Below are 24,216 nucleotides of genomic sequence, written 5' to 3'. Positions count from 1 at the left end.
CCCCGCTTGCATACGTATGGGAGGCACGGTAGGTCGCGTCGACCAGGGGGTCAAGCTTCAACTCCGCCCCGTTCGCCGAGATCAAGCGCCGAATTCCGGCCCTGACGCAGGTCGCGCGCCCGTCTTGCCGTCGCAAATGCATACGGATACAGTGCTCGGAGCCCGACCTGTTCCACGGAAGGAAGACCATGCCACTCGATCCGGTCGCCTACCGGCCCTACGAGGACCCGGACGACTTCATCCGCGAAGTGACCGACCGAATCTGGGTCCAGCGCGACATCTCCTACATCGCCGACAACTACGAACCCGATTCGATCGTCCACGGCGGCCTCGGCACGGTCGTCGGCCGGGACGGCGTCGTCGAGGGCAGCCTGATGCGGATCGCCCAGGTGCCGCAGCACGTGGGCCAGGCCGAGGACGTCGTCTGGGAGGCCCGCGGCGACGACGCGTTCCTCAGCTCCCACCTCGTCTTCTCCAGCGACACCCACATCGTCGGCGGTGTCCCCACGCCCATCCGCAAGCGCACCGTCGCCAACTGCCTCTACCGGCGAGGCCGCATGGTGGAAGAGTGGGTCGTCCGCGACGACCTGGCCGACTGCCTGCAGCTCGGGCTGGACCCGGCCGAGGTCGCGCGCGGGCTGCGCTTCCGCGGGTACGAGGGCTCCATGACCCAGCCGGCTCCGGCCGACGTCCTGGCCGCCGGCGACAGCGGGCCCCGCCCCGACGACCACCGGCCCGAGTGCGAGATGGTGCTCGAGTTCCTGGCGGAGGTGTGGAACGCGCGGCGCCTGCACAAGGTCACCGACTTCATGCACCGCGACCTGTTCCTGCACACGGTGGGCGACCGGACCGTGCTCCGCCCCGACGGTTACCAGCGGGACCTGCTCAGCCAGGTCGCGCCGTTCCCGGACGCCCGGTTCGAGGTCCGCGACGTCCAGGCCCACCACGCCGAACGCTACGCGGGGCTCCGCATCGCGGTGTGCTGGGTGATGAAGGGCTCGTACCGCGGGGTCCCCGAGTTCGGCCCCCTGACCGGCCAGCCGGTCGACCTGCTCGGCGTGTCCCAGTTCCTCGTCCAGAACGGCCGGATCGTGCGTGAGGTCCGGGTGTTCGACCAGCTCGCGCTCCGAGCCCAGATCAACAGCCATGAGGGCTCGTTCGCCGACACCAACATCTACTGACGATTTCCGGAGGAACAAACACGTTTCACCGCAACGGTTTACGCGGATCGACGGGACGGGTCGAGGCCTGCGACGGCTGTGAGACTGCCGGGTCTGCTCAGGGTTTGGTTGACGCCTCACCTGTGAGGCTTCTGCCTCGCCTGAAGGATGTCACCGTGCCCAAGCCCTACCCCCGTGAGTTCCGTGAGGACGTCGTCGCCGTAGCCCGCCGCGGCGAGGCCCGGTTGAAGCAGGTGGCGAAGGACTTCGGGATCTCCGAATCGTCAGGACCTAGACCGGGGTACGAGGTGTCTTCCGCGCCACCGGGTCCGAGCCACCGTTGCGGCGGACGACCGTTCCTCGCACGGCCAGGCCGAGACACAGCAGTGCCAGTCCCGCGACGAGCAGCAGGGCTCGGTGGTGCCCGAACGCGGCCGCGGCCGGCGCGAGCGGGACAGCAGCGACGGGCCACGGCCAGATCGCCCGCCAGGACCGGCTGCTGCCGCCGAGGACGAGGGCGGTTCCGGTCAGGAAGAGGGCGACGCCGGCGGCCAAGGCCCAGCCGCCCCCCGACGGCAGCGCTGCCCCGGGGTGCAGCACGAGCTCTTCGACGCCGACGCCGGCCATGACGACGCCCAGGGCGAGCGGCAGGTGGCCGTAGACGAACAGGTCGTGCCGCTCGTCGGCAGGCGTGCCGTCGCGGGATTCGTCGTCGCGCCGGCGCAACGCGGCGGCCCCCACGGCGGCGGCGGTGTCGAAGTAGATCCACCACATCGCGGCCGCGATGACGAACCCGGCGACCCCGACAGCGACCGCGGCGGCACCCCACTCGGCGTCGTGCACGCCGATGGCCGCGCCGCCCACCGCTTCCCCGAGGACCAGGATCACGAAGAGGCCGAACCGCTCCGGGAGGTGTTCCATGTGCAGCGGGAGGTGGTTGTCGCGCCAGGTGGCGATGACCGGGCCGATGGCGTCGACGGCGACCGCCGCGCCCCACAGCCAGTACCGCGCCGGTCCGTCGAAAGCCAGCGACACGGTCCACAGCAGGGAGCTCACCGCGATGGTCACGAGGTAGACGCTGATGGTGCTCCGGGCGTCGGGGACGTGCCTCCACGCCCGGGCGTGGAGCACCAGCAGGATCACCCGGCCGGCGAGGAAACACACCGCGAACGGCGTGGAGAACGACGAGGTCGCGGTCGCGGCGCTCGCCGCGCACCCGGCGATGGACAAGGTCGCGGCGAGTTTGCCGATCCGGAACAGGACGTCGTCGGTGTCGAACCGGTTGGCGTAGAGGGTGAATCCCACCCAGGACATCCAGATGGCGATGAACAGGGCCGCGAACGTGCCGACCCCGGACCACGTCAGGTGCTTGAGGAAGGCGACGGCGAGCTCGTTCACGACCAGGACGTAGGCGAGGTCGAAGAACAGTTCGAGGTTGCTCGCCGACGCTTCCTGCCCGGTGCGCAGTGCGGGCGGGCGGACCATCGGCTCGCGTTCGGTACCCACGCTCACGAGCATCTCCTGTCTTCGGCCCTGGGGCCCGGCCGGCCGGGGGTCGCCCGCCCTGGCGCGATCGTCGGTGTGATCAGGATCCGGCGGCCTCGGTCCGCCGGATCCGGAACGCCGCGTACGCCAGCACCGCGGCACCGGCCATGGTGACCAGGTGCAGGATCACATCGGCCCAGTTGAGGTTGAACCGGTCGCCGGTGCCGAAGCCGAGCACCAGGACGCTGTACGCGCTGAATCCGGCGAACCCCACGGCGAGGGCGAGCGCGTAGATCGCGGTGCTGCCGACCTTGCGGGCGGCCACCACGCCCGCCACGCCGACGAGGGTGTGCAAGGCGTTCAAGAGCGGACTGACGCTGAAGATCAGCAGCGTGTACTGCGTCGCGTGGGTGCCGAAAGGACCGGCGGACGTCGACCCGGCGTTGCCGGGCACGAAGAACCCGGCAACGCCGAGCACGAGGTAGACCACGCCGAGCACCAGGGCGGCGAGCTGCACGAGCCCGCTCCGGCGTCGCCGCTCGGCGGAAGGCCGGTCGGTGCGGATGGGGGTGGGCATGGCGTTCTCCGTTCGCTGCCGGAGTGCGCGATTACCCGGGGACGGCCGCCGGAAACGGCGAAGCGGCCGCGGTCAGGTCTGGCCGGGCCGATGTTTGAGGGGGCGGGTCGAGGGCATTCGCCCGGTATAGAGCCACTCCTGGCTCGGTCACACGCCCCAGACCCCGGTGTCCGACGGCGAGTGCCACCCGGAGGTCCGGTGTTGCCTTCTCGAGCACGTCCGCGAAAGCCGCGCCGGCGATTTTAATCTTCCGCTCGCCTCCGGTCCCGGCACTCGGAGCTGCCGTCCTGCCGTCATCCGCCGACCGGGCGGTCGGTCGACCCGGCCGGTCACCGGACCACCGAAGGAGCCACCATGCCCACTGAACGCGAAGGCGACGACCCCCGCGGCCGCGGCGCTGCGCACCCCACCACCCAGGACTCCCCGCGACGGGAGCCGTCGGTGCGAAACCGGCTGACCGGCCGCGCGAGTCCCGGGCAGCACCCGGACGACGTCCGGACCGACCTCGATCACCAAGACCGGCTCGAGGCGGACACCGATCCCGGGCCTTCCCGCGGGGATGTCCTCCACCGGCAGAAGGACCGCTTCGGGGGCATCAAGTGGGGCTCGGCGTTCTTCGGCTGGCTGACCGCGATCGGCACCGCCGTCCTGCTCTTCGCCCTGCTCACCGCCATCGGTGGCCTGATCGGCCTGTCCCTCACCGGCGACAGCGGGCAAGTGGCCGGACAGGCCGCGCAGAATTCCGACTTGACGCGGACCGCGGGGGTCGTCAGCGCCGTCGTCGCCGCGGCCGTCCTGCTGGTCGCGTACTACTGCGGCGGCTACGTCGCCGGGCGCATGGCCCGGTTCAACGGCGTGAAGCAGGGCATCGCCGTGTGGGTCTGGACGATCGTCATCACCGTCGTCGTCGCGATCCTCGCCGCCATCGCCGGTGACCGGTTCGACGTCGTGAGCCGCGTCGGCGGGCTGCCGAAACTGCCGGTCAGCGACGACGCCGCGACCATCACGACGATCATCGGCGTGGCGGTGGCCCTCGTCGTTGCCCTGCTCGGAGCGATCCTCGGCGGTCTGACCGGGATGCGGTTCCACCGCAAGGTCGACCGCGCCGACCTCGGCACCGGCCGACCGTGAAGATCGCGATGGTGTCGGACCACGCCGGGCCGCCCTCCACCGCCGGGGAGGCCCCCGCCGGCGGCCGGTCCACCCACGTAGACGAACTGGCCTCCGCGATGACCAAGTCCGGCCACGAGGTGATCGTCCACACCCGGCGCGCGTCCCGGAGCGTCCGGTCCGAAGTGGACACAGCGGCCGGGTACCGCGTGGTGCACGTGCCGGCCGGACCGCCGCGCCGGGCCGCGGAAGCCGACCTCCTGCCGTTCACCGGCGAGTTCAGCGACTCGGTGCGAGACCGGTGGGAGGCGGATCCACCCGACCTGGTCCACGCGCACTCCTGGGTCACCGGGATCGCGACCGCCCTCGCAGCGGGCGAGCTCGGGATCCCCTTCACGCAATCCTTTCCCACGCTCGGCAGCGTGGAACACCGGCACCCGGGCGAGCGGCCCGCCGGCCTCGCCGACCGGATCCGGTTCGAGCGGATGCTCGGCCGGCGCGCCGGCCGGATCATCGCCGCCAGCTCGGACGAGGTGCTCGAGCTGGTCCGGCTCGGCGTGCCCCGCGACCGGATCTCCGTGGTGCCCCGCGGCGTGGACCTCGACTGGTTCTCCGGCGAAGGCCTGCGGGCCCGGCGCACGGCGAAACACCGGATCGTGAGCGCCGGAAAACTCCTGCCCCGCAACGGATTCGACGTCGTGATCGCCGCGCTGCCCCACCTGCCGGACACCGAACTTGTCGTGGCCGGCGGCCCGGAAGGCGGGCGGGCGGTCCACGATCCCGAAGTCCGCCGGTTGCGGCACCTGGCGAGCCGGCTGGGTGTCGCGGACCGCGTCCGCTGGCCGGGGTGGGTCCCCCGGGCGGGCATGCCCGCGCTGTTGCGCTCGGCGGACGTGGTGGTGTGCACACCGCGGTACGAGCCGTTCGGGATCGTGGCCCTCGAAGCCATGGCCTGCGGGGTACCGGTGGTCGCCGCCGCGGTCGGCGGGCTGATCGACACGGTCGTCGACGGCTTCACCGGACTGCTCGTCCGGCTCCGGCCGGACGACGTGGCGACCGCGATCCGCCGACTGCTCGGCGATCCCGCGCTGCGCGGGGCCTACGGCGCCGCCGGCCAGGACCGGGCGAACGCGCGCTATTCGTGGGACCGGGTCGCCGCGGACACCATCCGGGCCTACCTCGCCGCCGCCCCCGGCCACCGGGCCGCCGGCCGGCCCCGATCCCGCGCGGAGGCACCCTGAGCCCCGGTGCTTTCCGGCCCCGGCCCGCGAACGCCACGACGTGGGCCGGGCACGCCGGGCTGCTGCCGGCGGCCCCCCGCTCGCCTCCCTGATCACCTACCGGGTCCGCCGGCCTTCCGGCGATCCGACCGTGAGGTCTTCGGGCACGGTGTCGAGACCGGCATCATCACCCGAACCCCGGACGGTGCCCACCTCGCCCGCACACGCAGGACGACGGCCTGATCGTCGACGACGTCAGCCGGCTCGGCCTGCCGGCGGAGCGGATCGGCTGTCTCGCGGCCCGCATTCCGCCTGCGACGCTCTCAGGTCCGGGTCCTTCCTAGAACGGCCCGAACCGCGCCGGGACGATCCGGAACCTCTCCGCCATGCCGAACCGCTCGGCGAGATTCAGTTGCCCGAAGAGCCGCCGGACCACCGGAGAGGCGATCGTCGAAAGGCCGGTCGACGCCAGCCGGCAGTGCTGTTCCAGGTCGAGGAGTGCGGTGACGCCGCACGCCGACAGGAAACCCACCCCGCTCAGATCGACGAGCACCTGGTGGTGGGGTGTCCGGCACAGCGCGTTCAGCTCGTCGGCCAGCCGGGGCACGGTGGCCAGGTCGACCTCCCCGCGCACGGTCACGACCGCCGCGCCGGGGCGAGGATGCCAGGTCTTCACGTCGAGCGACGATCGGCCGTCGGCGTTGATGGTGAAAGAGCGAGCCATCGTGGTTCCCCACACTCGAATCCGAGGTTACCGGCGGGCGGGGTCCGGGCCAGGCGGAACCGTGGTGTGCCTGTGCTCAACCACGTGACGCCACCGTAGCCGCGGGCTTCGCCGGGATCAACCGCCTCTCAGCCGAACAGGCCGAAGGCCCGCAGCAGGAAGAACGCCGCCACACCCACCACGATGAGCCCGATGATCACCAGCGCGATCACCGGGATCGTCTTCGACGGCATCGGCTGCGGATGGGACAGCCCCGACGTCTGCCCGACGTCGGGCGGGGTGTCCGAGCCGCCTTTTCCAGGCCCGGCACCCTGTCCGGCCCCGGCGCCGTCACGACCCGCTCACGGAACGGCCGGTCGCACGGTGGGGTTCGTTCATCGTGGTCACCTGTTCTCGAGGAGGGGCCGGCCAATGTCCGTGCGCCCGCTCTTGCCCCGGGACCGGGCCGTGTACGTTGCCCGACGTGGGCGCCAGCCGCGCCCGGGTGAGGGCGGCCAGCTTGAACAGCGGGCCGGCCAGCCGGTCGTAGATCCGCGGCAGGAGCCGGAATCCGGTGATGACGACCGGGTTTCCCGGTCCGACCGGCACGGACACGTGCCGCCGGGGCCGGTCGGCCAGGCGCACGATCACCGCGGCCACGCGTTCCGGTGCCAAGACCGGCCACGGCGGGCGAGCGGCGCGCCCGCTGAAGTTGGCCGCCTGGTAGTAGATGGGCGTGTTGACGCTGCCGGGGCTCACGATGCAGACGTGCACCCCGGGTTCGTCGCGGGTTTCCTGCTGGAGGGTGCGCAAGAGGGCACGCTGTCCCCACTTCGCGGCCGCGTAGGCGCCCATCTGCGGAACCGTGACCGACCCCAGCAACGAGTTGACGCCGATGAACGTGCCCACGTGCTGACGGCGCAAGACCGGCAGCACCGCGCGGGCCAGGTGGAGCGTGCCGTGCACCGAGGTGGCGACGACGGCGGTGAACACATCCGCCGGCATCGTCTCGACGGTGCCGTAGGCCATCACGGTCGCGGTGTGCACGACGACGTCGATCCGGCCGTGCCGGTCCAGGACCCGCGCGATGATCCGGGCGGCCGCGGCCGGCTCACCGATGTCCTCGGCGACCACGTCCACCGGACCGGTCCCGGCCGCCCGGCACACCGCTTCCGCGGCTTCGAGCGCCTCGGCGCTGCGCGAAACCAGCACAAGGGCCTCGCCTCGCGCGGCGAAGGCGGCCGCGGTGGCCAGCCCGATCCCGCTGCCGGCCCCGACGACGAGCACGACCCGGCCGGTCACGGGGTGAGCACCACCTTGACGCCGCCGTCGTGCTTCTCGCGGACCAAGTCGCGGCGGTGCGCGGCCAGGTGGATCGCGGTGGAGGTGTCCTCGAGCGCGTCGGTCGGTTCTCCGACGCACGGGTCCGGCACTTCGGTCGCTGGGCCGCTTTCGGTGCCCTGCCGGGTGAAAACTTCGATGGCGACTCCTCGGTCGGTGGTGTCGGACGATCGGGAACGGAGCCCGGCCGGAACCCGGTCCGGGCAACCGCGCGAATCCGCCCGGGTCCGGCGGCGCGGATCGACCGGTTCCCGACCGCCTACCCCCGATCGCCGCGGGCAAACGGCCGCCTCGGCTTCCGGCACGGACGCGCGGCGCGTGACCGGCTGATGACGTCCCCCACCGCGGCCCGCCGGTTTACCGGCGGGCCCGGCGGGTAGCCGACCCGTGGCCGTGCCTCTGCGAGTGCGGTAACCCGACACCAAACGAGAAGGAGCGACCGCGGCATGAGCACGATCACCAAGTCCGTCGACGTCGAAGCCGACGTGAGCACCGTCTACAACCAGTGGACCCAGTTCACCGAGTTCCCCCGCTTCATGGAGGGGGTCGACCGCATCGACCAGGTGGACGACACCCACACCCACTGGACCATCAGCGTCGCCGGCGTCACCAAGCAGTTCGACGCCACGATCACCGAGCAGAACCGCGACGAGCGCGTCGCCTGGAAGTCCGACACCGGACCGAACCACGCCGGGGTCGTGACGGTGCACCGCCTCGACGACACCCACACCCGCGTCACCGTCCAGATGGACATCGACCCCGAGGGCTTCGTGGAGAACGTCGCCGACAAGCTCGGCATCCTCGACCACCGGGTGCAGGGTGACCTCGACCGGTTCAAGACGTTCATCGAGGTGCGCGACGGCCACGAGACCGGTGCGTGGCGCGGCGACGTCGACCGCCCTGGCCAGCACACCGCGAACTAGCACGGACCGCCACCGGCGCGCGGGAACGCCACCGCGTCACGAAACGGCCGGTCCCCTCCACCGTCGAGGGGACCGGCCGTTTCGGCGTGGGCGGGACGAGCTCAGCCGCCGTCCACTGCGGCCGTCGCCGACACCAGGGCGCCCACCTCGGCCGCGTGTCTCCGATCACGGTTCCGGGACGCGGCTGCGCGGGCACCGGCTTTCCGCTGCCCCGCCGCGCCGGCATGAGGTGACCGCCGTCCCTGCGCCGGAAATCACGTCTGCCGCTCCGGTTCGCCGGTTTCCCGGAGGGTCTTCGCGGCGTGAGGTCGGCCGGTCCTGCGGCGGCGAAGCACGGAAGAAGCACGGATGACCAAGACGGCAACCTCGGTGCGGGCGAGCTGGTGAGCAGCTGGACCGCGGTGGCCTCGGCGGCCACGCGGCTGCCCGGGCTGCTCGCGCGTGACTACTGGACGACGTCGGTCCTCGAATCCGCCCCCGGGCACTACGCCACCGGTGTCGCCCACGGGATGTTCGGGGCGAGTTTCCCCGCGGCTGGCCGGGGGTCCGGCGAGGACATGACCGTCCGCTCCGAACGAAGACCGGTCAACCTGACCCGGCGGTCGCTGGCGCACGCCTTTCCCGAGGCGACCGGCAGGCTCGTGATCTTCTTGCACGGCCTGGTGGAGACCGAACGCTGCTGGTTCCGCGGTGACGGCTTCGGCACCCGCCTGGCGGCCGACCTCGGGACGACCTCCGTCTACGTCCGGTACAACTCGGGCCGGCACGTGTCCGAGAACGGCGACGACCTCGTCGCCCTGCTTTCCCGGTTGACCGCCGCGTGGCCGGTGCCGGTCAGCGACGTCGTCCTCATCGGGCACTCGATGGGCGGCCTGGTGGCGCGAAGCGCGCTGTACCGCGCGGAAGAACGAAACGTCGCGTGGCTACCCCGGGTGACGCGGCTGGTCTGCCTGGGCACCCCGCACAGCGGCGCGCCGCTGGAACGCCGGGTCGCGCAGCTCGTGCACCTGCTGGGCCGGTCACCGCTGACGAACCCCTTCACCCGTCTGCTGGCCGCCCGCAGCGACGGCATCCAGGACCTCGCCCACGGCTACGTGCACCCCGCGCAATGGGCGCCCGGGCGCGAGGCCGGATGGCGACCGCCGCCCGGGTCGGGGACGGGCGTGCGCCGCCTGTACGTGTCCGCGACGCTCTCCCGCACCGAAGGAAGCAGGTGGGGCCACCTCTTCGGCGACCTCCTCGTGCCCCCGGTCGAGGCCGGCGACCTGACCGACGAAGCCGACATCGTCTGGCTCGGCGGGCTCAACCACTTCAGCCTGCTCCACGACACCGCCGTCTACGAGACGCTCCTCGGCTGGCTGCGCACGGAGGACGCCGAGCACAGCGAAACACTCCTCGCCGGTGACGGTGGCCCCTCCCCCGGCTGACGGTGCGGCCAAGCCACCGTCGGGCGAAGTCGGCCGAGGTGGACGCACCCGCAGTCATGCGCATTGCCGGAGACTGGTTGCCGACGACCTGACGCGGGTGGCGACCAGCGACGGGAACCGCTGCCGCTCACCGGTGCCGAGGGAACCGCCCGCGAACTGCCCGCTGGGACGAGTCACCGACCACCGCGCTCGCCGGCGTCCCGGTGGCGGACCGGGCGGCCACGCTGCAGACCCGCCCGGCGTCGGTCAGGCGATCATCTTCACCGTGAGCACCCGTGCCGGCACCGAGGCATGGTCGCCAGGCGCGTCGGCCGGGAGGAACGGACTTGTCCCGCGCCGCGGGGGGTCGGTGGGTCGCCGCAAGCCTCTCGACCCATGACCAGACCACAGTAACCGGTAGGCTGCGGGAGTGAGCGACTCGCACAACAGCCAGTTGCAGGTGGTCCCGCTACCCGATGGGACAGGCCTGCGGGTGATCGGCGCGGTCGACCTCAGCACTCGGGAGGTCTGGCGGAAAGCCCTGGAGTCGGCGACCGCGAACGGTTCGCCCACCCGCCTGGATCTGTCCGAACTGTCGTTCATCGACACCCGCGGCACATCCATGCTGCTCACCACCGCGCAACGCCAACCCGGCACGGCACCTCTCACGATCGCCCACCCACCGACGGTCCTCCGCAAGGTACTGGCGGTGCTGTGCCCGGGCGCGCCAGCGCAGATCGTGATCGAAGAACAGGAGGCGTCATGAGCACGCCCGTCGACACACCCGGCGCCGAGCCGTTCATCCACCCCGCCCTGTTCTACAACGGTGCCGACGAGTACCTCGCCGGCACCGTCCCGTTCATCCGGTCCGGACTCGCCGCGGGCGAACCGGTCGCCGTGGCCGTCCCGGGACCCAACCTCGCACTACTGCGCGCCGAACTCGGCGCCGACGCCGAGCAGGTCCGGCTCCTGGACATGAACACCGCCGGCCGCAACCCCGGCCGGATCATCCCCGGTGTGCTGCGCGCCTTCGCCGACACCCACCCCGAGCGGCCCGTCCGCATCATCGGCGAACCGATCTGGCCGAACCGCACCGACGACGAATACCCCGCCTGCGCCCAGCACGAAGCCCTGATCAACCTCGCCTTCACCGGCCGCGACGTCACCATCCTCTGCCCCTACGACACCCAGAACCTGACCCCGGCCGTGCTGGCCGACGCCGAAGCAACCCACCCGCTGCTCATCGACAGCACCGGCGAGCGAACCAGCACCGCCTACGCCCCCGAGCGGATCATCGACGGCTACAACCAGCCGCTGCCCGAACCAGCCGACGCCACCGAGCTCACCGTCGATGCCACCAACCTCGCCCACGCCCGGTTCCTCGCGCGCACCCACGCCCTGCAGGCGGGGCTGGCGGACGACCGGATCGCCGACGTCGAACTGGTCGTCACCGAACTGGTGACCAACAGCATCGACCACGGCGGCGGCACCGGCCGGCTCCGGATCTGGACCGCCGACGGACACCTCGTCTGCGACGTCCACGACCAGGGCACCCTGACCGACCCGCTGGCCGGCCGGCACCCGGCCGCACCCGGCCAGCACCGGCAGCGAGGCCTGCTGCTGGTCAACCACATGTCCGACCTGGTGCGGCTCCACGCCGGCACCCGCAGCACCACCATCCGCGTCCACTTCCAGCTGTGACGCGGCTGGGTTCCCGTGGCCATCGAGCCGTTTACGCGAATGATCCGGGAAAATGCGCACCCGTGAGCGACACCATGGGTCCTGACCGGTGCGTGATGAGGACGTGAGCGGCGATGCCGCGCGCTGAATCACGGATCCGCGCGGCACCGATCCGGTCGCGCTCGCGGGGATACGCCGCTGGGCCACCGGGCAGTGCTCCCACCTCGGCACCGACCACCTGCCCGACGTGCTGCTGGTGGTCGACGAGCCGGCCGCCAACGCCGACCTCCACGGCGGCGGTCCGCTGCGAGCCCGGATCACCGCCATGACCACACCGTGCCGGTGGTCGTCGAAGCCCGACGGGTTCCCACTGTGGTGCTCGGAGGTCGAACCGGGCTCCGCACACGACATCACCGCAGCCCGAGAGCATGTACTCAGCGCCCTGTACTGGGCCTACTCCCATCTCGACCTGCCCACGTCGGCCGACGGCGGCTACGCCGGCACCGGAATCGGCGTGCACACCCCGGTCAAGCAACCTGCCGGCAACCAAGCACTGGATGCCGACAACCGCACCTACAAAGCCCTGCTCCGCGGCCTGCGCTGCCTCGGCGAACGCGCCTTCGCGCTCCTCGTCGGCCGCTGGCGCGCACTCCGCCACATCACCACCAGCCCCCGCAAGATCGGCACCATCGTCAACGCTGCACTCGTACTCATCCACATCGAACACGGCCGACTGAACTGAAAGTCGGTGAGATCAGGCCGTCGATGGTTCCTGCGTGCTCTATTCGTAGTCAGAAGTGGCTATAGAGGAAAGCGAATTTCAAAGTCACAGATCTTCTTTGCCTCGTCATACTGGCGCTTCCACCTCTCCCTTGGCGACATTTTCTCCCACTCCGCTCCTCCTTCTCGACCTGCTTCTTTTGACCCTCTTCCGCATCCTTTTGTTCGCAGGTCACGCCAGGAATGACGCAGATTAATCGTGCTTGTGGCCGACATCTTTCACTCGAAAGAGATCAATCGAAAGCGACCCGTATTCGTGCGGTTCTCCACGGTCGTAGGATCGCGCGGATCGGCCGACGCCGTCCGACACCGGCCGGTTGGCCGACCCGCTGGCGGGCCGTCGCCCGGCCGATCCCGGTCAGCTGGGAGGCCGCGGGCTACTGCTAGTCCACGCCTTCGCCGACTTGGTGCCACCCACACCGGCGACGGCGGCACCACCGTCCGCGTCTACCTGCGGCAGCGCTGATCGCCGCGGGTCACGGTTGAAGCGGGACGCTCATCGCGAGCAGTGCGGTGTCGTCTTCGACGCCGTCCCCGAAGCCGGCCAAGAGCTTGGTGACCGCATGGATCACCGCGGACGCGGTGGTCGGTGCCAGGCCGGTGAGGTCTGCCCGCAGCTGTTCTTCGCTGTAGCGGCGACGGCCAAGGGTGCGAGCTTCCGTCAGCCCGTCGGTGTACAGAAGCACGGTGTCACCGGGCTGTAGCACGGCGGTGACCGCGGCGAACCGGGCGACGGGCAGGGCACCCACCAGCTGCCCGCCCCGGGCTTCCAGGAAGGAGGTCGTCCCGTCGGCGCGGATGAGCAAGGCGGGCGGGTGGCCGCCGCCGGCCAGGGTCACCGTGGCGCCAGTGCCGTCGTGCGGCCGGACGTGGCCGTGCAGGACGGTGCAGAACCGCGGCTCGGGGCCGTGGAATTCCTGGTGCAGGACGGCGTTGAGCGTCTGCAACGCGGTGACCGGGTCCGGGTCGTGCACCGCGGCCGCCCGCAGCGTGTAGCGCGCCAGCGACGTCACCACGGCGGCCCCGGCGCCCTTGCCGGACACGTCGCCGAGGAAGACGCCCCACGTGTCGCCGGTCAGCGGGAACAGGTCGTAGAAGTCGCCGCCGACCTGGTCTTCCGAGGCCGGGTGGTAGTAGGCCGCGACCTGCATGCCGGGCACGTCCGGCAACGTCGGCGGCAGCAATGTGCGCTGCAGGGTCTTCGCCAGCCGGTCCACCCGGTCGCGTTCGCGCTCGGCCTCGTTGCGGGCCCGGAGCAGCTCCTGCTCGTAGGCACGCCGGTCGCGTGCGTCGAACACCGTGGTGCGAATCAGCTGGGCCTCGCCGTCCGGGCTGGTCTTGACCTTCGAGGTCACCAGCACAGGCAGCCGCGCGCCGTCCGCTGTCTTCATCTCGACGGCGATGCCGCCGAGATCGCCCTGCATGCGCAGCAGCGGCGCGAAGTGCGTCTCGTGGTACAGGCGGCCGCCGACGGTCAACAGGTCGGAAAACCGCCGCCGGCCGACCAGCTCCTCGCGGGTGCACCCCAGCCAGCCCAGCAGCGTGGCGTTGATCTTGGCGATCGTGCCGTCCAGCAGGGTCGAGACGAAACCGCAGGGGGCGTTCTCGTAGAGGTCCTCGGCGCTGTCTTCGAGCAGAGCCGAGAACGCGGGATCGGCGTCACTTCCGCGGTCGGCGCTCTCTCCCGCCTCGCGGATCACGGGCTGTCCACGAACTCGGTGATCGCGGCGGTAGTGGCTTCGGGCGCGCTGAGCTGCGGGCAGTGCCCGGTCGCGTCGAGCGTCACCAGCGCGCTGCCGCTGATCTGCTCGTGGGTGAATTGTCCGACCTCCGGCGGCGCAATGGCGTCGTTGGAGCATTGGAGGATGAGCGTCGGCACGCTGACTTTGGCCAGGTCGGCGCGGTTGTCGGAGAGGAACGTCGCCCGGGCGAAGACGCGCGCGATCGCGGGGTCGGTGCGGCAGAAGCTGTTCGTCAGCTCTTCGCCCAGCTCCGGGCGGTCCGGGTTGCCCATGATGACCGGCGCCATCGTCGCCGACCAGCCGAGGTAGTTCGACTCCAGTGCCTCGAGGAGCTCGTCGATGTCTTCGCGGCTGAACCCGCCCCGGTAGCCGTCGTCGTCGATGTAGCACGGGGACGGCGTGAGCAGCACCAGCTTCGCGAACCGGTCCGGCTCGTGGTTGGCGGCCAGCACGGCGATCATCGCGCTGACCGAGTGCCCGACGAGCACGACGTCGGTCAGGTCCAGTTCGCGGCACAGGGCGAGGATGTCGTCGGCGTAGCCGTCGAGGGTGCCGTAGCGCTCGGGAGTCCAGGCCGAGAGGTCCGAGCGCCCGGCGCCGGTGTGGTCGAACAGCACCACGCGGTACTGCTCGGCGAGGGCGGGGACGACGAGGCGCCACAGGTTCTGGTCACAGCCGAACCCGTGCGCGAGCAACAGCACCGGCCCGTCTTCCCGCCCGGTGACGACGACGTTGTTCCTGGTCCGCATGCTCATCCGGCACATCCTGCCACGCTGAACGCCCCAGTGTGATCACCAGGCAGGGGAAACTTCGCCGGACGGCCCGGCGAAGCCGGGTAGTCCGCTCGGGTGATCAAAACCGTATGGCGTCACAGGAGGCACGTGGCGAAGTCTTCGCCATATGCCCGTCCCCTATCCGGTCCCGCGATCCGTCGCCGATGTCGGCGGTGACGGTTTCGACCAGGCCTACCGACGCTGCCTGGGCAACGAGCTGCGGCTGCTGCGCAGGAGCCGTGGTTGCACCCGGCAGCAGCTGGTCGATCGGCTCGGCTCGCTGATCGCCGTCCAGACCTTGGCGACCTACGAGCTGGGCACTCGCCATTGTTCGGTGGTCCGGCTCGCCCAAGTCTGCGGTGCGCTCGGCGAGGATGTACCCACCCTGCTGGCTCGCGTGAGCCGGCGGATGGCCTCGGCAGTCGCGTGGACGGTCACCCTCGACCTGCGTGCCGTCAGCACAGACCGATCACCGGCTCTCCGGGGGTTGCGGCAATGGGCGCGGTTCCTGGTCCGGCAGGGTGGCCCTGCGTACCGCGAACTCCACGAAGAAGCACTTGAGCCACTGTCGGTCCTCACCGGACGCAGCGTCGAAGACTTACGCAGGGAGCTGGACACCTTTGCGGTCGGCAGTGACGGCGGTCGAAGTCGGTCACACGCGTCGTAGCGCGAGCCGCCGGCACATCCTGGTGCCGGCGCCTGCCTGCCCACACCACCGCACCCGCCGTGACACGTTTCGTTCGACCGCCGCGGACGGCGGATCGCGAGCCTCACATCACCCGCGGCCGCTCAGCGCCTTCCGCTTGACGAACCCGATCACCCCGGTGGCCACGAACAGCACGGCCCCCACGATGATCAGCCAGAACAGGCCCTTGACGACGGCGCCCAAAACCACCAATACCGCCCAGACGACCAGCAACCCGATCAGCAATCCCATGACCGCTCCTTTTCCGTGTCCACGTCGGCCGGGCTGAGAGGTACCCAACCGGCGGGCTTCTCATGCACCGGTCACCACCGAGCTCCTGTGCGCCGGATCGGCGGCCAGAGTGCCCACTGGTGTTCGACGGCGAGCCGCCGTTTCGCGGCGTGCGGGCCGTCGACGTAGTGGACCGGGCGGCTGCCTTCCCGGTGAGCCCGGACCAGGTCGGCCAACTTGAGCTTGCCGAGGTGGTGGGCGACGCTCTGGCCGATGTCCGCCGCGAAAGTGCCGACGTCGGGTCGCCGCGCCCTGATTCGCTCGAATGTCCACCCGCACCGGCTCAGCACACGGCCGAGGTGCCTGCGGGAACTGTGAAAAGCCGCCTCGCAGGCCGACGACGAGAGCCGGCAGCGCCGCCACGAACGAACGAGACCCCCGCTGACTACCTCGTGCGGTTCCGGATGATCGCGTTAAGCGAAGTCGCTCGCATGTCCGCGCACGGCGCGGGTACCCGCTGCGAGCCCTCCCTGACCGGCCAATCGGTGACGCTGCGGGGGTGGGGCCCGCTCGACGCGAGCCTGTTCGCCGCTGTCCTCGCCGAGGCCACCCGCAGTGGAGCTACCACCGTAATGCTCGACCTCACCAATGTGGACTACTTCGGCATGGAAGCGGCCGCGGCCCTCGTCAATCACGTCGGCCACAGCGCAGGGCGCCCGCGCCCTGACCCTGGCCCGTCGGCGGCCCTCGGTCCCGACAGCGGAGGCCACCGGCTTCGCTCGCACCTGCTCGGGACCGCGCCCGGTGAAGACCGAAACGGCCGACGCACCTGCTCTTCGAAGTACTTCGCCGCGCGTTGGGGCAGTCCGCCACCGGCTCGAGCCGCCGGTTCCTCCCGGTGCAGCAGCACCGCGTCCGTCCGAAGCCGGGCACGGACATCAACCCTGAGACGGCATCGTCGCACTCGTAGCCCGAAGCGACGCCAGTGCCTGGCGCCGAACACTCGTCATCGCGTTGCTGTCGCAGGGTCACCGATGAAGACGACCGAGACAATCGTGAGAGCCGGGTATCCGAGGCCGGGTTCATGCCCCCGCCGGCGACCCGCCCCGGATACCCACTGGCGCGGGTGACAGGTCCCCGATGGATCCCGCGCGCCAAGAACATCGCGCATCCGCGTGTGCCGGAACAGCCCAAGCCACGCGCATGGTCGTGAAATCACCGTTTCGTGGCGTCTTTGCCGAACACCGGCACCGCTCAGCGATCACCGGTCAAGCATGACCTCTTGCCTCGCTGTCAGCCCCGCCCGACCGGACCCATCGCCGGCGGGCGTAGTGCACTGTCGCACTCGACTGGTAAGCCGTTCGACCGGGGTCATGGATCCGGCGACTTGCGCGGTGACGACCTCGCCGGTCTCGACCGCGGCGGCTCTGATGATGTCGAGGTTGCCGGCGTAGCGCGGGAGGTAGTCGCCGGTTCCTTCGATCTCCAGCGCGACGGTGACCCGCTGCCGACCGCCAGGAAGGCCCTGGACGTGGAAGTGGGCGGGTGAGCCGGGTAATCGGGGACGTAGCGGGCGACGTCCGCGACGATCGTGGCCACGAAGGCGGAAATGTCGGCACCTGATGACGGGTCCGTGACGCAGGAGACGACGACCCGCGTGGGTGTCGGTGGTTCGGTGTCGTCGGCAGCGAGGGCGGCCGTGGCACGCCCGGCGGGGTCAGGTCGATCGCGGTGATCCCGGCATCGGCGTAGCGCGGGGCGTGGGCCACGTAGACGACCGCGGAAGCCGCTTCGAACACCAGCCTCCTGGCGGTCCAGGAGCCATTCGATGTCCTCCGCGCTGACCTGCAATCCTTCCGCGTGCGCGTGGTTGAGCCCCGCCGGTGCGGGATTCCTGCCGGTGCGGGATTCCTGCCGATCACGAACCGGGGCTCCAACGTTTACGAGCGCATCAGCTTGTACATCAGGTCGGTCCCGACGTTTCCGGGCCCGACGATCGCCACCGGCGTCTTCGTCACGATAAACATCTCAGCTTCTCGAATTCGTGTATTCAGGTCGTTCTTCGGCACTTCACGGAATAGTCGTCACGAGCTGACCGCGTGTTCGTACCCGCGCGCGGCGTCGGCACCCGGCCTCGTTCCGCATGCGCGAGCTGGGTCACGACGGCCTCCGCGGTAGGTCGATTGAGTGCCAGGGGCACGTCGTGGACGCAGCACTGCCGGATGAGCGCACTCACGTCCGGAGCGTGCGGGTGGGCAACGGCCGAATCGATGAAGAAGAACACTGCCGCGACCTCGCACAGTCAGCACTGGAACCGGCTTCTTCCGATAGTTGCCAGGAACTGGGTGGTCGAGCAATTGCCCAGTCATTGCGGACCGTGTCGTGCCGCGCGTGCGGCACGTCGTGCCGCTGCACAACGAGATCGAGATGGCCGCCGACGATCGACGACCACAACCCGATGGTCTATGACCCGAACGGCATCGAGCGGGTAGCCGATGAAGGAGGCGGCGTCCACCGGGTCGATGCCGTCCAACTCGGCGAGGGGGAGCTGCCACGCCAGCGGCCGAACAGGTTGTCAGCAACGATCCTGATCGGCGACGGGAGCCGGGAGCAACGCCCGCACCGCCTGCTCGGCCTGGATCTCCTCACACGCGCGCACGTCGAGATCCTCCCGGCCGCCCCGGCTCACTGCCAGGTGGCCGGTCTTGAACGGGCACTCAGCCACCTCGCTGGAATCAGACTGATCCTGACCAGGGGTGATACCTGGCCGCGGCCACTTTTTGGCTCTGGCGCGAGTTTCGTGGTCCCGTCGCGGTCCCACGAGCGAGCAGCGCGAACCGAATCCCGAAGGCCGACGTCGTGCCTCAGGTATCGGGTCTCTGGTCGACCGCGACGATGTCACGACTGCGTACCCACTGGGGCGGAATATCTTCGGCGCTGCGATCCGGCCGGACCGGTACCCAGCTCGTGTTCAAGAACCGATCGTGGAGCACCCGGCCCGCGACCGTCCCATGCCGACGCGCCGGCCCGTCGTCCCGGCGCCCGCCCGCGGTGTAGGTGACGCCCGTACCAGGACACAAGTCGGGTGACGCTGCACCGTTCGTCACCGACCGGCCCGGGCGACCGAGCTCGCCGTCGTCCAAAGTTCCCTCCGCAGCCGAGCGCAAAATACCGGGTTCGCGACTTCGAACGATCTCAGTACCGCCGTCGCGCCACAATGCCCGAGCCGAGTGATTCCGCCGGCGAGAGCCCTGCTCGTTCGAGCACCCCAGGCAGGACACCTACCTCTATCGAATATCTCCCTTCGAGTGATAGCGGTGACTCCGGGTTCCCGTCGCTGCTCACCTCGCCGGAAACGCGCGAGCGGGTGACGGCGTTCGCGGAGACCACGCTGGGCAAGACGGTGGTGCACGCGCAGGACCGGGCGGGGTTTGTGGTCAACGCGCTACTGGTCCCCTACCTGCTGTCGGCGATCCGCATGCTGGAGTCCGGGTTCGCCGCGGCCGAGGACATCGACGCCGGGATGGTGCACGGCTGCGCGCACCCGATGGGCCCGCTGCGCCTGGTCGACCTGATCGGGTGGACACGACCAAGGCGGTCGCCGAGTCGATGTACGCCGAGTTCAAGGAGCCGCTCTACGCTCCGCCGCCGTTGTTGCTGCGCATGGTCGACGCCGGCCTGTACGGGCGCAAGTCGGGCCGCGGCTTCTACGACTACCGGAAAGCCGCCTGACTCGCGGTTCCTGGGTGCGGCGCACCCAGGAAGCCCGGGCCTTTACTGGACCATCCCCCTCCGGCACCTGCGCTGGCGGATGCTCGTCCGCGTCCCCGACGACATCGACCTCCCCGCCGAGCTCGCCGCCGGGCTCGCCGCCGCGGAGCTGTTCCTGTTCTCCTACACCGAAGGTGACGTCGTCCAGGTCATGCACCACGGACCGTTCGCCGGAGAGGACCAGACGCTGAAACGGCTCGGCGCGTTCGCCGAAGAGCGCGGCCTCCGCCGCCGCGGACCACATCACGAGATCCACCTCGACTCCTTCGACCGCACCACACCACAGGACGGCTTCCGGACCATCCTGCGCGACCCGGTCACCTGAGCCGGCAGCGCGCGAGGGCGGCCGCACCAGCCGGCCAACGTCGCAAAAATCGACCTCTCGGCGCCTGCGGCGGCGCAGGTACATGCCGGTCACTGCCCCCGGAAGTCGAGCACCGGACGCGGCTGACCCGCCTGGTGAGCTTTCACGGCTGACATCAGGGCTCCCCGGACGTCCTCTGACTCGAACAGCGGCATGGCGATGTCGATCATCGCCTGATCGACCGCCGCAACACCGCCTACCGCCCAGGCGCGAAGCAGTGATGCTGACCAGGCCGCTGGCGCGGGCGATCGTGCGGTCGAGGTCGGTGAGCTTGGCGGTGGCGGCGTCCAGGCTGACAGTGGGGCCGTCCACCTCGCAGAGCCAGCCGTTGATCCGTGCTTCGGTGAAGCGGGCGCCGAGGTTGCGCACAATATCGTCGAGTCGCTCCCGTTGCGATCATGCGCCGCCTTCGGAAGACTCGGAGTTCACCACGGATAGCCAAGCGCCCGGCCGCCGCAGCGACGGCAGCTCCACCCACCGCGCCGGGTTGCTGGTGATCAACCCACGCCGGATCGCCCCGTTCAGCGCCGCACGCAGCACCTCACGTATCCGCTGCAAGGTCGTCGCCGACAACGGCCGGACCCGGGCGGCATTCGCTCGCAGCAGGCCCGTGAACATCGCCTGCACCCGGCCGATCGTCAACTTCCCCAGCGCGACGTTCCCGAGGCCCGGCTGCACGTAGTCCCGCACGAGCTGGGTGTAGATCCTCCGCGTTGCGGGACGAATCGCGTGACGAGTGGCCAGCCAGATATCCAGCCACTGCCCCACCGTCACCAAACTCAGATCAGGATCGACATCCTCACCCCGCCAGTATCGCTGAGCCTGCACCGCCGCCGCCCGAGACGAAAACCCACCACACCGCAGCCGGCACCGCCCGCCGTCGCGCTGCCCCGGCAATTCCACCATCAAGTACCAACTGCCGTGCCCCCGCGCAGCCAGCCGAGGACAGCGAGGCCCATACGGACGTCCCGTCTCCGGATCGACACACCCACACCGCTTCCACGCACCACGCTCCGCCATCACAAGTCCCTGGCACCGACTGTCATGTCAGATCAGGATGCGCTCATCTTGAGCAGATGAAGAAACCCGAGTACTAGCCCGGCGCCGCCAGCAAACGGAGTCAATTCGATCGGCGTCTGTGTGAGGTCAACCCGGCGCCGATCCGGTTTCCGTTGTCGTTGCATCTGACGTCGGCTCGACCGAGGCGAAGAACGTCATGATCGGCTTCCTCCCGTCGTACCACGACGTCGTGGGCGGCATCATCAGGCACGTCCGAGTCGCGTCACCGGTAGGCGGAATGGTCTTGGGGGCTCACCTCGCGTCGTGGACCGGTTCCCCGCCCACCACGGTGAGTTTCGAGCGAATCGCCGGTAGGCGTTGCTCCGGGACCGTGAAGTAGTCCTCGCTGAGCACGACGAAGTCCGCCCAGGCGCCGGGTACGAGCCGGCCGCGGGTGGTCTCTTCGAAGCTCAACCAGGCACTGCCGGCGGTGTAGCACTCCAGTGCCTGCTCCCGTGTCATCCGGTGGCGGCCGGCGCGCCGGGTGAGGCCGTCTGCGGAGCGGCCGGTGATCAGCCACCACAGCGCCAGCCACGGGTCGTGCGAGCACGCGCGGGTCGCGTCCGTACCCGCCGCCAGCGGGATGTCGGCGGCCAGCAGATCGGCGATCGGCGGTACGTCCGCCATGGACCCGCTGCCCCAGGCGCGCTCGGCGTGCGCGGCCTTGAACACGTGATGATCGTCGAGCACCACGCCCGCGCCCAGCGCCTTCAGCCGCCGCAGGTTGCGGATGCTGATCCGGTCGGCATGCGACAGTGTGAACCGCAGCTGCCGGAGCGGGACGTGCTTGTCGATCGCTTCCCAGCAGGTGAGGATCCGGTCGATGGACTCGTCGAGGACGGCGTGGATGTTCACCGGCCAGCCGCGTTCGGCCGCGCGGCGGCAGATGTCGTACAGATCGCTCACGGCGTCGTCGGAAATGGCGAAGTCCTCGAGCCCTTCGAAGTCGTGACAGCCGAAGTGCACCACCTCGCCGATGCCGAGGAACTGCAGCATCGGGTCACCGAACCGGGGCGGGGTGTGCCGCATCCACGTGGCCAGCTGGGCGTACTCCTGCCCGGGGTCGGTCGCCGAGAGGAACAGCCGCATCCGCAGGGAAAGGCCGCCGTCGCGCCACAACGCGAACAGGGGTTCGTACCGCTGCGGCGACATGCCGAAGCCGCCCGCGTCGACGATCCCGGTCAGCCCGAGGGCGTGCAGGTCGGTGCACATCGCCGCGGTCGAGCGGCGTTCCTCTTCCGGCGTCGCCGGCGGCACCGCGCTCAGGACCCGGTCGAACGCGCCCATGCCGAAGATCCGTCCCGTCGGCTCGCCGGTCGCCGGGTCCCGGTCGATCTGCCCGCCCGGTGGGTCCGCGGCCGTTGCGTCGATTCCGGTCACGTGCAACGCCACCGAGTTGAGCACCGCGACCTCGTACAGGGCCTGCACGTAGACCGGGTGCTCCGGGGCGGCGGCGTCCAGTTCGGCACGGGTGGGCTCGCGCCCTTCGGCGAACTGGGACGGGTGCCAGCCGCCGACGACGCGCAGCCAAGTGCCCGGGGGCGTCCGGCCGGCGGCGGCGCGGATCCCGCCGAGCGCGGCAGGCAGGTCGGGGACGCCGGTCCACCGCAGTTCGCCGGCCCAGGTCGAACCGGCTCGCACGGCGTGCATGTGGCCGTCGATGAGTCCGGGGATCACGCGGCGGCCACCGAGATCGGTCACCACCGCGCCGGGCCCCGCGAGCGCCCGGATCTCCGCGTCGGTGCCGCAGGCGCCGATCCGGCCGTTCCGGACCAGCAGCGCGGTCGGCTCCAGACCCGGCGGGCGGGTGCGCCCCGGCCAGACCAGGCCGTTGACGAAGATGCGGTCGGCGTTCGTCGCACTCACCCCTTCACACCGCTGCCGGAGCGGGCCACGACGCCAGGAGGCGATCCCGGGAGGCACGGGCCCCCTCCCGCACGGCTGCCAAGTCGTGTCGCCGCAGCCGCCCGCTTTCCTTGACCACGCGCCCGGCGATCAGCACGGTGTGGACGTTCTCGTTGTCCGCCAAGGTGATGGCCGCCGGCAGGTGGTTCACGGGTGCTAAGTTCGGGCGGTTGGTGTCCAGCAGGACGATGTCGGCCTGCTTGCCGGGGGTGAGCGACCCGATCCGGTCGTCGAGGCCGAGCGTGCGGGCCCCCTCGATCGTCGCCATCCGGACGACGTCGCGGGTGGTGATCGTCAGCTCCGGCAGCACTTCCCCGCGGGCGAGAGCGCTGTGGTTCTGCCAGCCGCGTTCGGCTTCGAGGGTTCCGCGCATCTCGGCGAAGAGGCTGCCGCCCACTCCGGACACGACGTCGACGCTGAGGCTGGGGTCCACCCCGGCCGCGCGGAGCCGGCCGGTCGCCGGGTAGCCGTGCCCCATCTGCATCTCCACCCGCGGTGAGATCGAGGCGTGCCCGCCGCTTTGGGAGATCAGGCGAAGCTCGGCGTCGGTGCAGGTGTTGCAGTGGACGTAGATCAGGTCGGGACCGAGCAGGCCCCGCCGGTGCAGTTCGGTGATCGACCGTTGCCGGCCGAGCAGGCCGACGCCGACGTGCAGGGAGACGCGGACGCCGAGTTCGCGGGCCAGGCGCAGGTCGGTGATGGTGTCCTCGATGGGCCCGAACTCCGGGCCCATGCTCGCCAGCGCGAAGCCGGTCAACCCGGTGCCGTGGCAGTGTTCGGCGATCCGGGAAACGTCGCGAGCGTACCAATCGGCGGGTGGCCCGCCGGGGCTGCCGTAGCCGAACACCGCGCGTATCCCGGAGTCCGCCAGCCCACGGACCGCCTCGTCGGCGTGGTCGGGGCTGCGCATGATGTGGGCCCAGTCCATGACCGTGGTGATGCCGGCGTCCAGGGCTTCGAGCGCGCCGAGCAGCTCGGCGGCATAGACGTCGGCCGGACGGAAACGGGGCCCGAGGGCGAACAGCATGCGGTCGACGTACTGGTCGAGGGTCCAGTCGGCCGCGATCTGCCGCAGTGAGGCCTGCCAGAGGTGACGGTGGGTGTCGATCAGCCCGGGCAGCACGATCATGCCGGTCGCGTCGATGATCCGGGCCCCGTCGGCGGGCAGGTTCTCGCCCACCGCCGCAATCGTGTCCCCGTCGACCAGGACGTCCCCACGCGGCAATTCACCGATGCCGGGGTCGACGCTGTAGATCGCGCCACCCCGGATGAGCGTACGTGTCATCGTTGACCTCCGGTGA

At 70.5% G+C, this 24,216-nt stretch carries 23 protein-coding genes and 3 pseudogenes; 13 read left to right on the top strand and 13 right to left on the bottom strand.

Annotated features, from left to right (window positions below; all coding sequences use genetic code 11):
- The first annotated feature begins 188 nt into the window (after positions 1–188).
- On the top strand, positions 189–1,181 hold the full coding sequence (locus AB0M83_RS26860) for an ester cyclase (protein ID WP_364521137.1): 993 nt from the start codon (positions 189–191) through the stop codon (positions 1,179–1,181).
- 270 nt (positions 1,182–1,451) lie between these two features.
- On the opposite strand, the gene AB0M83_RS26855 is transcribed toward AB0M83_RS26860, so the two are convergent.
- Positions 1,452–2,672 (bottom strand): low temperature requirement protein A, encoded by a 1,221-nt coding sequence (locus tag AB0M83_RS26855; RefSeq protein WP_364521136.1) that lies wholly within the window; start codon positions 2,670–2,672, stop codon positions 1,452–1,454.
- Positions 2,673–2,745: 73 nt separating this feature from the next.
- Positions 2,746–3,222, bottom strand: a complete 477-nt coding sequence (locus tag AB0M83_RS26850) for a DUF4383 domain-containing protein (RefSeq protein ID WP_364521135.1) — start codon at positions 3,220–3,222, stop codon at positions 2,746–2,748.
- A gap of 354 nt (positions 3,223–3,576) precedes the next feature.
- Here AB0M83_RS26850 and AB0M83_RS26845 point away from each other — a divergent pair, with 354 nt between their 5' ends.
- Positions 3,577–4,353 carry a hypothetical protein gene (locus AB0M83_RS26845; protein WP_364521134.1) on the top strand — a complete coding sequence of 259 codons (777 nt, stop codon included), beginning with the start codon at positions 3,577–3,579 and terminating at the stop codon, positions 4,351–4,353.
- Positions 4,350–5,573 carry a glycosyltransferase gene (locus tag AB0M83_RS26840; protein WP_364521133.1) on the top strand — a complete coding sequence of 408 codons (1,224 nt, stop codon included), beginning with the start codon at positions 4,350–4,352 and terminating at the stop codon, positions 5,571–5,573. Before AB0M83_RS26845 ends, AB0M83_RS26840 begins: the two co-directional genes overlap by 4 nt.
- 319 nt (positions 5,574–5,892) lie before the next feature.
- Here the strand turns inward: AB0M83_RS26840 and AB0M83_RS26835 are convergent, their stop codons facing one another.
- From AB0M83_RS26835 to AB0M83_RS26820, 4 genes and pseudogenes are all read right to left on the bottom strand, one after another.
- Complete coding sequence (locus AB0M83_RS26835) at positions 5,893–6,276, bottom strand: STAS domain-containing protein (protein ID WP_364521132.1); 384 nt, start codon at positions 6,274–6,276, stop codon at positions 5,893–5,895.
- 128 nt (positions 6,277–6,404) lie between these two features.
- Positions 6,405–6,610: pseudogene (locus tag AB0M83_RS26830) on the bottom strand (DUF6480 family protein).
- On the bottom strand, positions 6,607–7,557 hold the full coding sequence (locus AB0M83_RS26825) for an SDR family NAD(P)-dependent oxidoreductase (protein ID WP_364521131.1): 951 nt from the start codon (positions 7,555–7,557) through the stop codon (positions 6,607–6,609). The pseudogene AB0M83_RS26830 and the gene AB0M83_RS26825 overlap by 4 nt, the downstream one beginning before the upstream one ends.
- Positions 7,554–7,688: a hypothetical protein gene (locus tag AB0M83_RS26820; RefSeq protein WP_364521130.1), complete on the bottom strand. Its 135-nt coding sequence runs from the start codon at positions 7,686–7,688 to the stop codon at positions 7,554–7,556. The genes AB0M83_RS26825 and AB0M83_RS26820 overlap by 4 nt, the downstream gene beginning before the upstream one ends.
- Positions 7,689–8,042: 354 nt before the next feature.
- Between AB0M83_RS26820 and AB0M83_RS26815 the strand changes: the two genes are divergently transcribed.
- The 6 genes and pseudogenes from AB0M83_RS26815 to AB0M83_RS26790 form a co-directional block, all read left to right on the top strand.
- A complete protein-coding gene (locus tag AB0M83_RS26815; RefSeq protein WP_364521129.1) occupies positions 8,043–8,519 on the top strand; it encodes an SRPBCC family protein in 477 nt (158 codons plus the stop codon).
- A gap of 383 nt (positions 8,520–8,902) precedes the next feature.
- A complete protein-coding gene (locus AB0M83_RS26810; protein WP_364521128.1) occupies positions 8,903–9,946 on the top strand; it encodes an alpha/beta hydrolase in 1,044 nt (347 codons plus the stop codon).
- 409 nt (positions 9,947–10,355) lie between these two features.
- Positions 10,356–10,691 carry an STAS domain-containing protein gene (locus AB0M83_RS26805; protein WP_364521127.1) on the top strand — a complete coding sequence of 112 codons (336 nt, stop codon included), beginning with the start codon at positions 10,356–10,358 and terminating at the stop codon, positions 10,689–10,691.
- Entirely contained in the window at positions 10,688–11,626 is a 939-nt protein-coding gene (locus tag AB0M83_RS26800) for a sensor histidine kinase (protein ID WP_364521126.1), read from the top strand. The genes AB0M83_RS26805 and AB0M83_RS26800 overlap by 4 nt, the downstream gene beginning before the upstream one ends.
- 226 nt (positions 11,627–11,852) lie before the next feature.
- Entirely contained in the window at positions 11,853–12,347 is a 495-nt protein-coding gene (locus tag AB0M83_RS26795; RefSeq protein ID WP_364521125.1) for a transposase family protein, read from the top strand.
- 343 nt (positions 12,348–12,690) lie between these two features.
- Positions 12,691–12,851 (top strand): annotated as a pseudogene (locus AB0M83_RS26790) (ATP-binding protein); the annotation flags it as partial.
- A gap of 10 nt (positions 12,852–12,861) precedes the next feature.
- On the opposite strand, the gene AB0M83_RS26785 reads toward AB0M83_RS26790, so the two are convergent.
- Together AB0M83_RS26785 and AB0M83_RS26780 are read right to left on the bottom strand one after the other, a co-directional pair.
- Complete coding sequence (locus AB0M83_RS26785; RefSeq protein WP_364521124.1) at positions 12,862–14,085, bottom strand: SpoIIE family protein phosphatase; 1,224 nt, start codon at positions 14,083–14,085, stop codon at positions 12,862–12,864.
- On the bottom strand, positions 14,082–14,882 hold the full coding sequence (locus tag AB0M83_RS26780; RefSeq protein ID WP_364521123.1) for an alpha/beta hydrolase: 801 nt from the start codon (positions 14,880–14,882) through the stop codon (positions 14,082–14,084). Before AB0M83_RS26780 ends, AB0M83_RS26785 begins: the two co-directional genes overlap by 4 nt.
- A 145-nt stretch (positions 14,883–15,027) precedes the next feature.
- Here AB0M83_RS26780 and AB0M83_RS26775 point away from each other — a divergent pair, with 145 nt between their 5' ends.
- On the top strand, positions 15,028–15,567 hold the full coding sequence (locus AB0M83_RS26775; protein WP_364521122.1) for a helix-turn-helix transcriptional regulator: 540 nt from the start codon (positions 15,028–15,030) through the stop codon (positions 15,565–15,567).
- Positions 15,568–15,675: 108 nt separating this feature from the next.
- On the opposite strand, the gene AB0M83_RS26770 is transcribed toward AB0M83_RS26775, so the two are convergent.
- On the bottom strand, positions 15,676–15,837 hold the full coding sequence (locus AB0M83_RS26770) for a hypothetical protein (RefSeq protein WP_329056212.1): 162 nt from the start codon (positions 15,835–15,837) through the stop codon (positions 15,676–15,678).
- A gap of 1,366 nt (positions 15,838–17,203) precedes the next feature.
- Between AB0M83_RS26770 and AB0M83_RS26765 the strand changes: the two genes are divergently transcribed.
- Positions 17,204–17,365, top strand: coding sequence for a hypothetical protein (locus AB0M83_RS26765; RefSeq protein WP_364521121.1), 162 nt, complete (start codon positions 17,204–17,206; stop codon positions 17,363–17,365).
- 391 nt (positions 17,366–17,756) lie between these two features.
- On the opposite strand, the gene AB0M83_RS26760 is transcribed toward AB0M83_RS26765, so the two are convergent.
- Positions 17,757–17,885 carry a hypothetical protein gene (locus AB0M83_RS26760; RefSeq protein ID WP_364521120.1) on the bottom strand — a complete coding sequence of 43 codons (129 nt, stop codon included), beginning with the start codon at positions 17,883–17,885 and terminating at the stop codon, positions 17,757–17,759.
- Between the two features lie 1,262 nt (positions 17,886–19,147).
- Here AB0M83_RS26760 and AB0M83_RS26755 point away from each other — a divergent pair.
- Together AB0M83_RS26755 and AB0M83_RS26750 are read left to right on the top strand one after the other, a co-directional pair.
- A pseudogene (locus AB0M83_RS26755) lies at positions 19,148–19,548 on the top strand (3-hydroxyacyl-CoA dehydrogenase family protein); the annotation flags it as partial.
- Positions 19,549–19,627: 79 nt separating this feature from the next.
- Positions 19,628–19,912 (top strand): hypothetical protein, encoded by a 285-nt coding sequence (locus AB0M83_RS26750; protein ID WP_364521119.1) that lies wholly within the window; start codon positions 19,628–19,630, stop codon positions 19,910–19,912.
- Between the two features lie 435 nt (positions 19,913–20,347).
- Here AB0M83_RS26750 and AB0M83_RS26745 read toward each other — a convergent pair whose 3' ends face one another.
- The 3 genes from AB0M83_RS26745 to AB0M83_RS26735 all read right to left on the bottom strand — a co-directional run bounded on the left by AB0M83_RS26745 (position 20,348) and on the right by AB0M83_RS26735 (position 24,200).
- The gene (locus tag AB0M83_RS26745; RefSeq protein ID WP_364521118.1) at positions 20,348–20,725 is read right to left on the bottom strand and encodes a hypothetical protein; all 378 of its coding nucleotides are present in this window, start codon (positions 20,723–20,725) and stop codon (positions 20,348–20,350) included.
- Positions 20,726–21,262: 537 nt separating this feature from the next.
- Positions 21,263–22,876: an amidohydrolase gene (locus AB0M83_RS26740; protein ID WP_364521117.1), complete on the bottom strand. Its 1,614-nt coding sequence runs from the start codon at positions 22,874–22,876 to the stop codon at positions 21,263–21,265.
- A gap of 4 nt (positions 22,877–22,880) precedes the next feature.
- On the bottom strand, positions 22,881–24,200 hold the full coding sequence (locus AB0M83_RS26735) for an amidohydrolase family protein (RefSeq protein WP_364521116.1): 1,320 nt from the start codon (positions 24,198–24,200) through the stop codon (positions 22,881–22,883).
- Positions 24,201–24,216: the final 16 nt, after the last annotated feature.

This window comes from Amycolatopsis sp. NPDC051106, from assembly GCF_040682775.1.
Classification (GTDB): Bacteria; Actinomycetota; Actinomycetes; order Mycobacteriales; family Pseudonocardiaceae; genus Amycolatopsis.
The sequence above is the reverse complement of the archived record's forward strand: the minus strand, read 5'-3'. Positions and strand labels throughout refer to the sequence as shown.

What these genes read in the sequence shown, in the direction of transcription:
- AB0M83_RS26860 (WP_364521137.1), top strand. Translation starts at nt 189, where the DNA reads ATGCCACTCGATCCGGTCGCCTACCGGCCCTACGAGGACCCGGACGAC.
- AB0M83_RS26850 (WP_364521135.1), bottom strand. Translation starts at nt 3,222, where the DNA reads ATGCCCACCCCCATCCGCACCGACCGGCCTTCCGCCGAGCGGCGACGC.
- AB0M83_RS26845 (WP_364521134.1), top strand. Translation starts at nt 3,577, where the DNA reads ATGCCCACTGAACGCGAAGGCGACGACCCCCGCGGCCGCGGCGCTGCG.
- AB0M83_RS26835 (WP_364521132.1), bottom strand. Translation starts at nt 6,276, where the DNA reads ATGGCTCGCTCTTTCACCATCAACGCCGACGGCCGATCGTCGCTCGAC.
- AB0M83_RS26815 (WP_364521129.1), top strand. Translation starts at nt 8,043, where the DNA reads ATGAGCACGATCACCAAGTCCGTCGACGTCGAAGCCGACGTGAGCACC.
- AB0M83_RS26800 (WP_364521126.1), top strand. Translation starts at nt 10,688, where the DNA reads ATGAGCACGCCCGTCGACACACCCGGCGCCGAGCCGTTCATCCACCCC.
- AB0M83_RS26780 (WP_364521123.1), bottom strand. Translation starts at nt 14,882, where the DNA reads ATGAGCATGCGGACCAGGAACAACGTCGTCGTCACCGGGCGGGAAGAC.
- AB0M83_RS26775 (WP_364521122.1), top strand. Translation starts at nt 15,028, where the DNA reads ATGCCCGTCCCCTATCCGGTCCCGCGATCCGTCGCCGATGTCGGCGGT.
- AB0M83_RS26770 (WP_329056212.1), bottom strand. Translation starts at nt 15,837, where the DNA reads ATGGGATTGCTGATCGGGTTGCTGGTCGTCTGGGCGGTATTGGTGGTT.
- AB0M83_RS26750 (WP_364521119.1), top strand. Translation starts at nt 19,628, where the DNA reads ATGCTCGTCCGCGTCCCCGACGACATCGACCTCCCCGCCGAGCTCGCC.
- AB0M83_RS26735 (WP_364521116.1), bottom strand. Translation starts at nt 24,200, where the DNA reads ATGACACGTACGCTCATCCGGGGTGGCGCGATCTACAGCGTCGACCCC.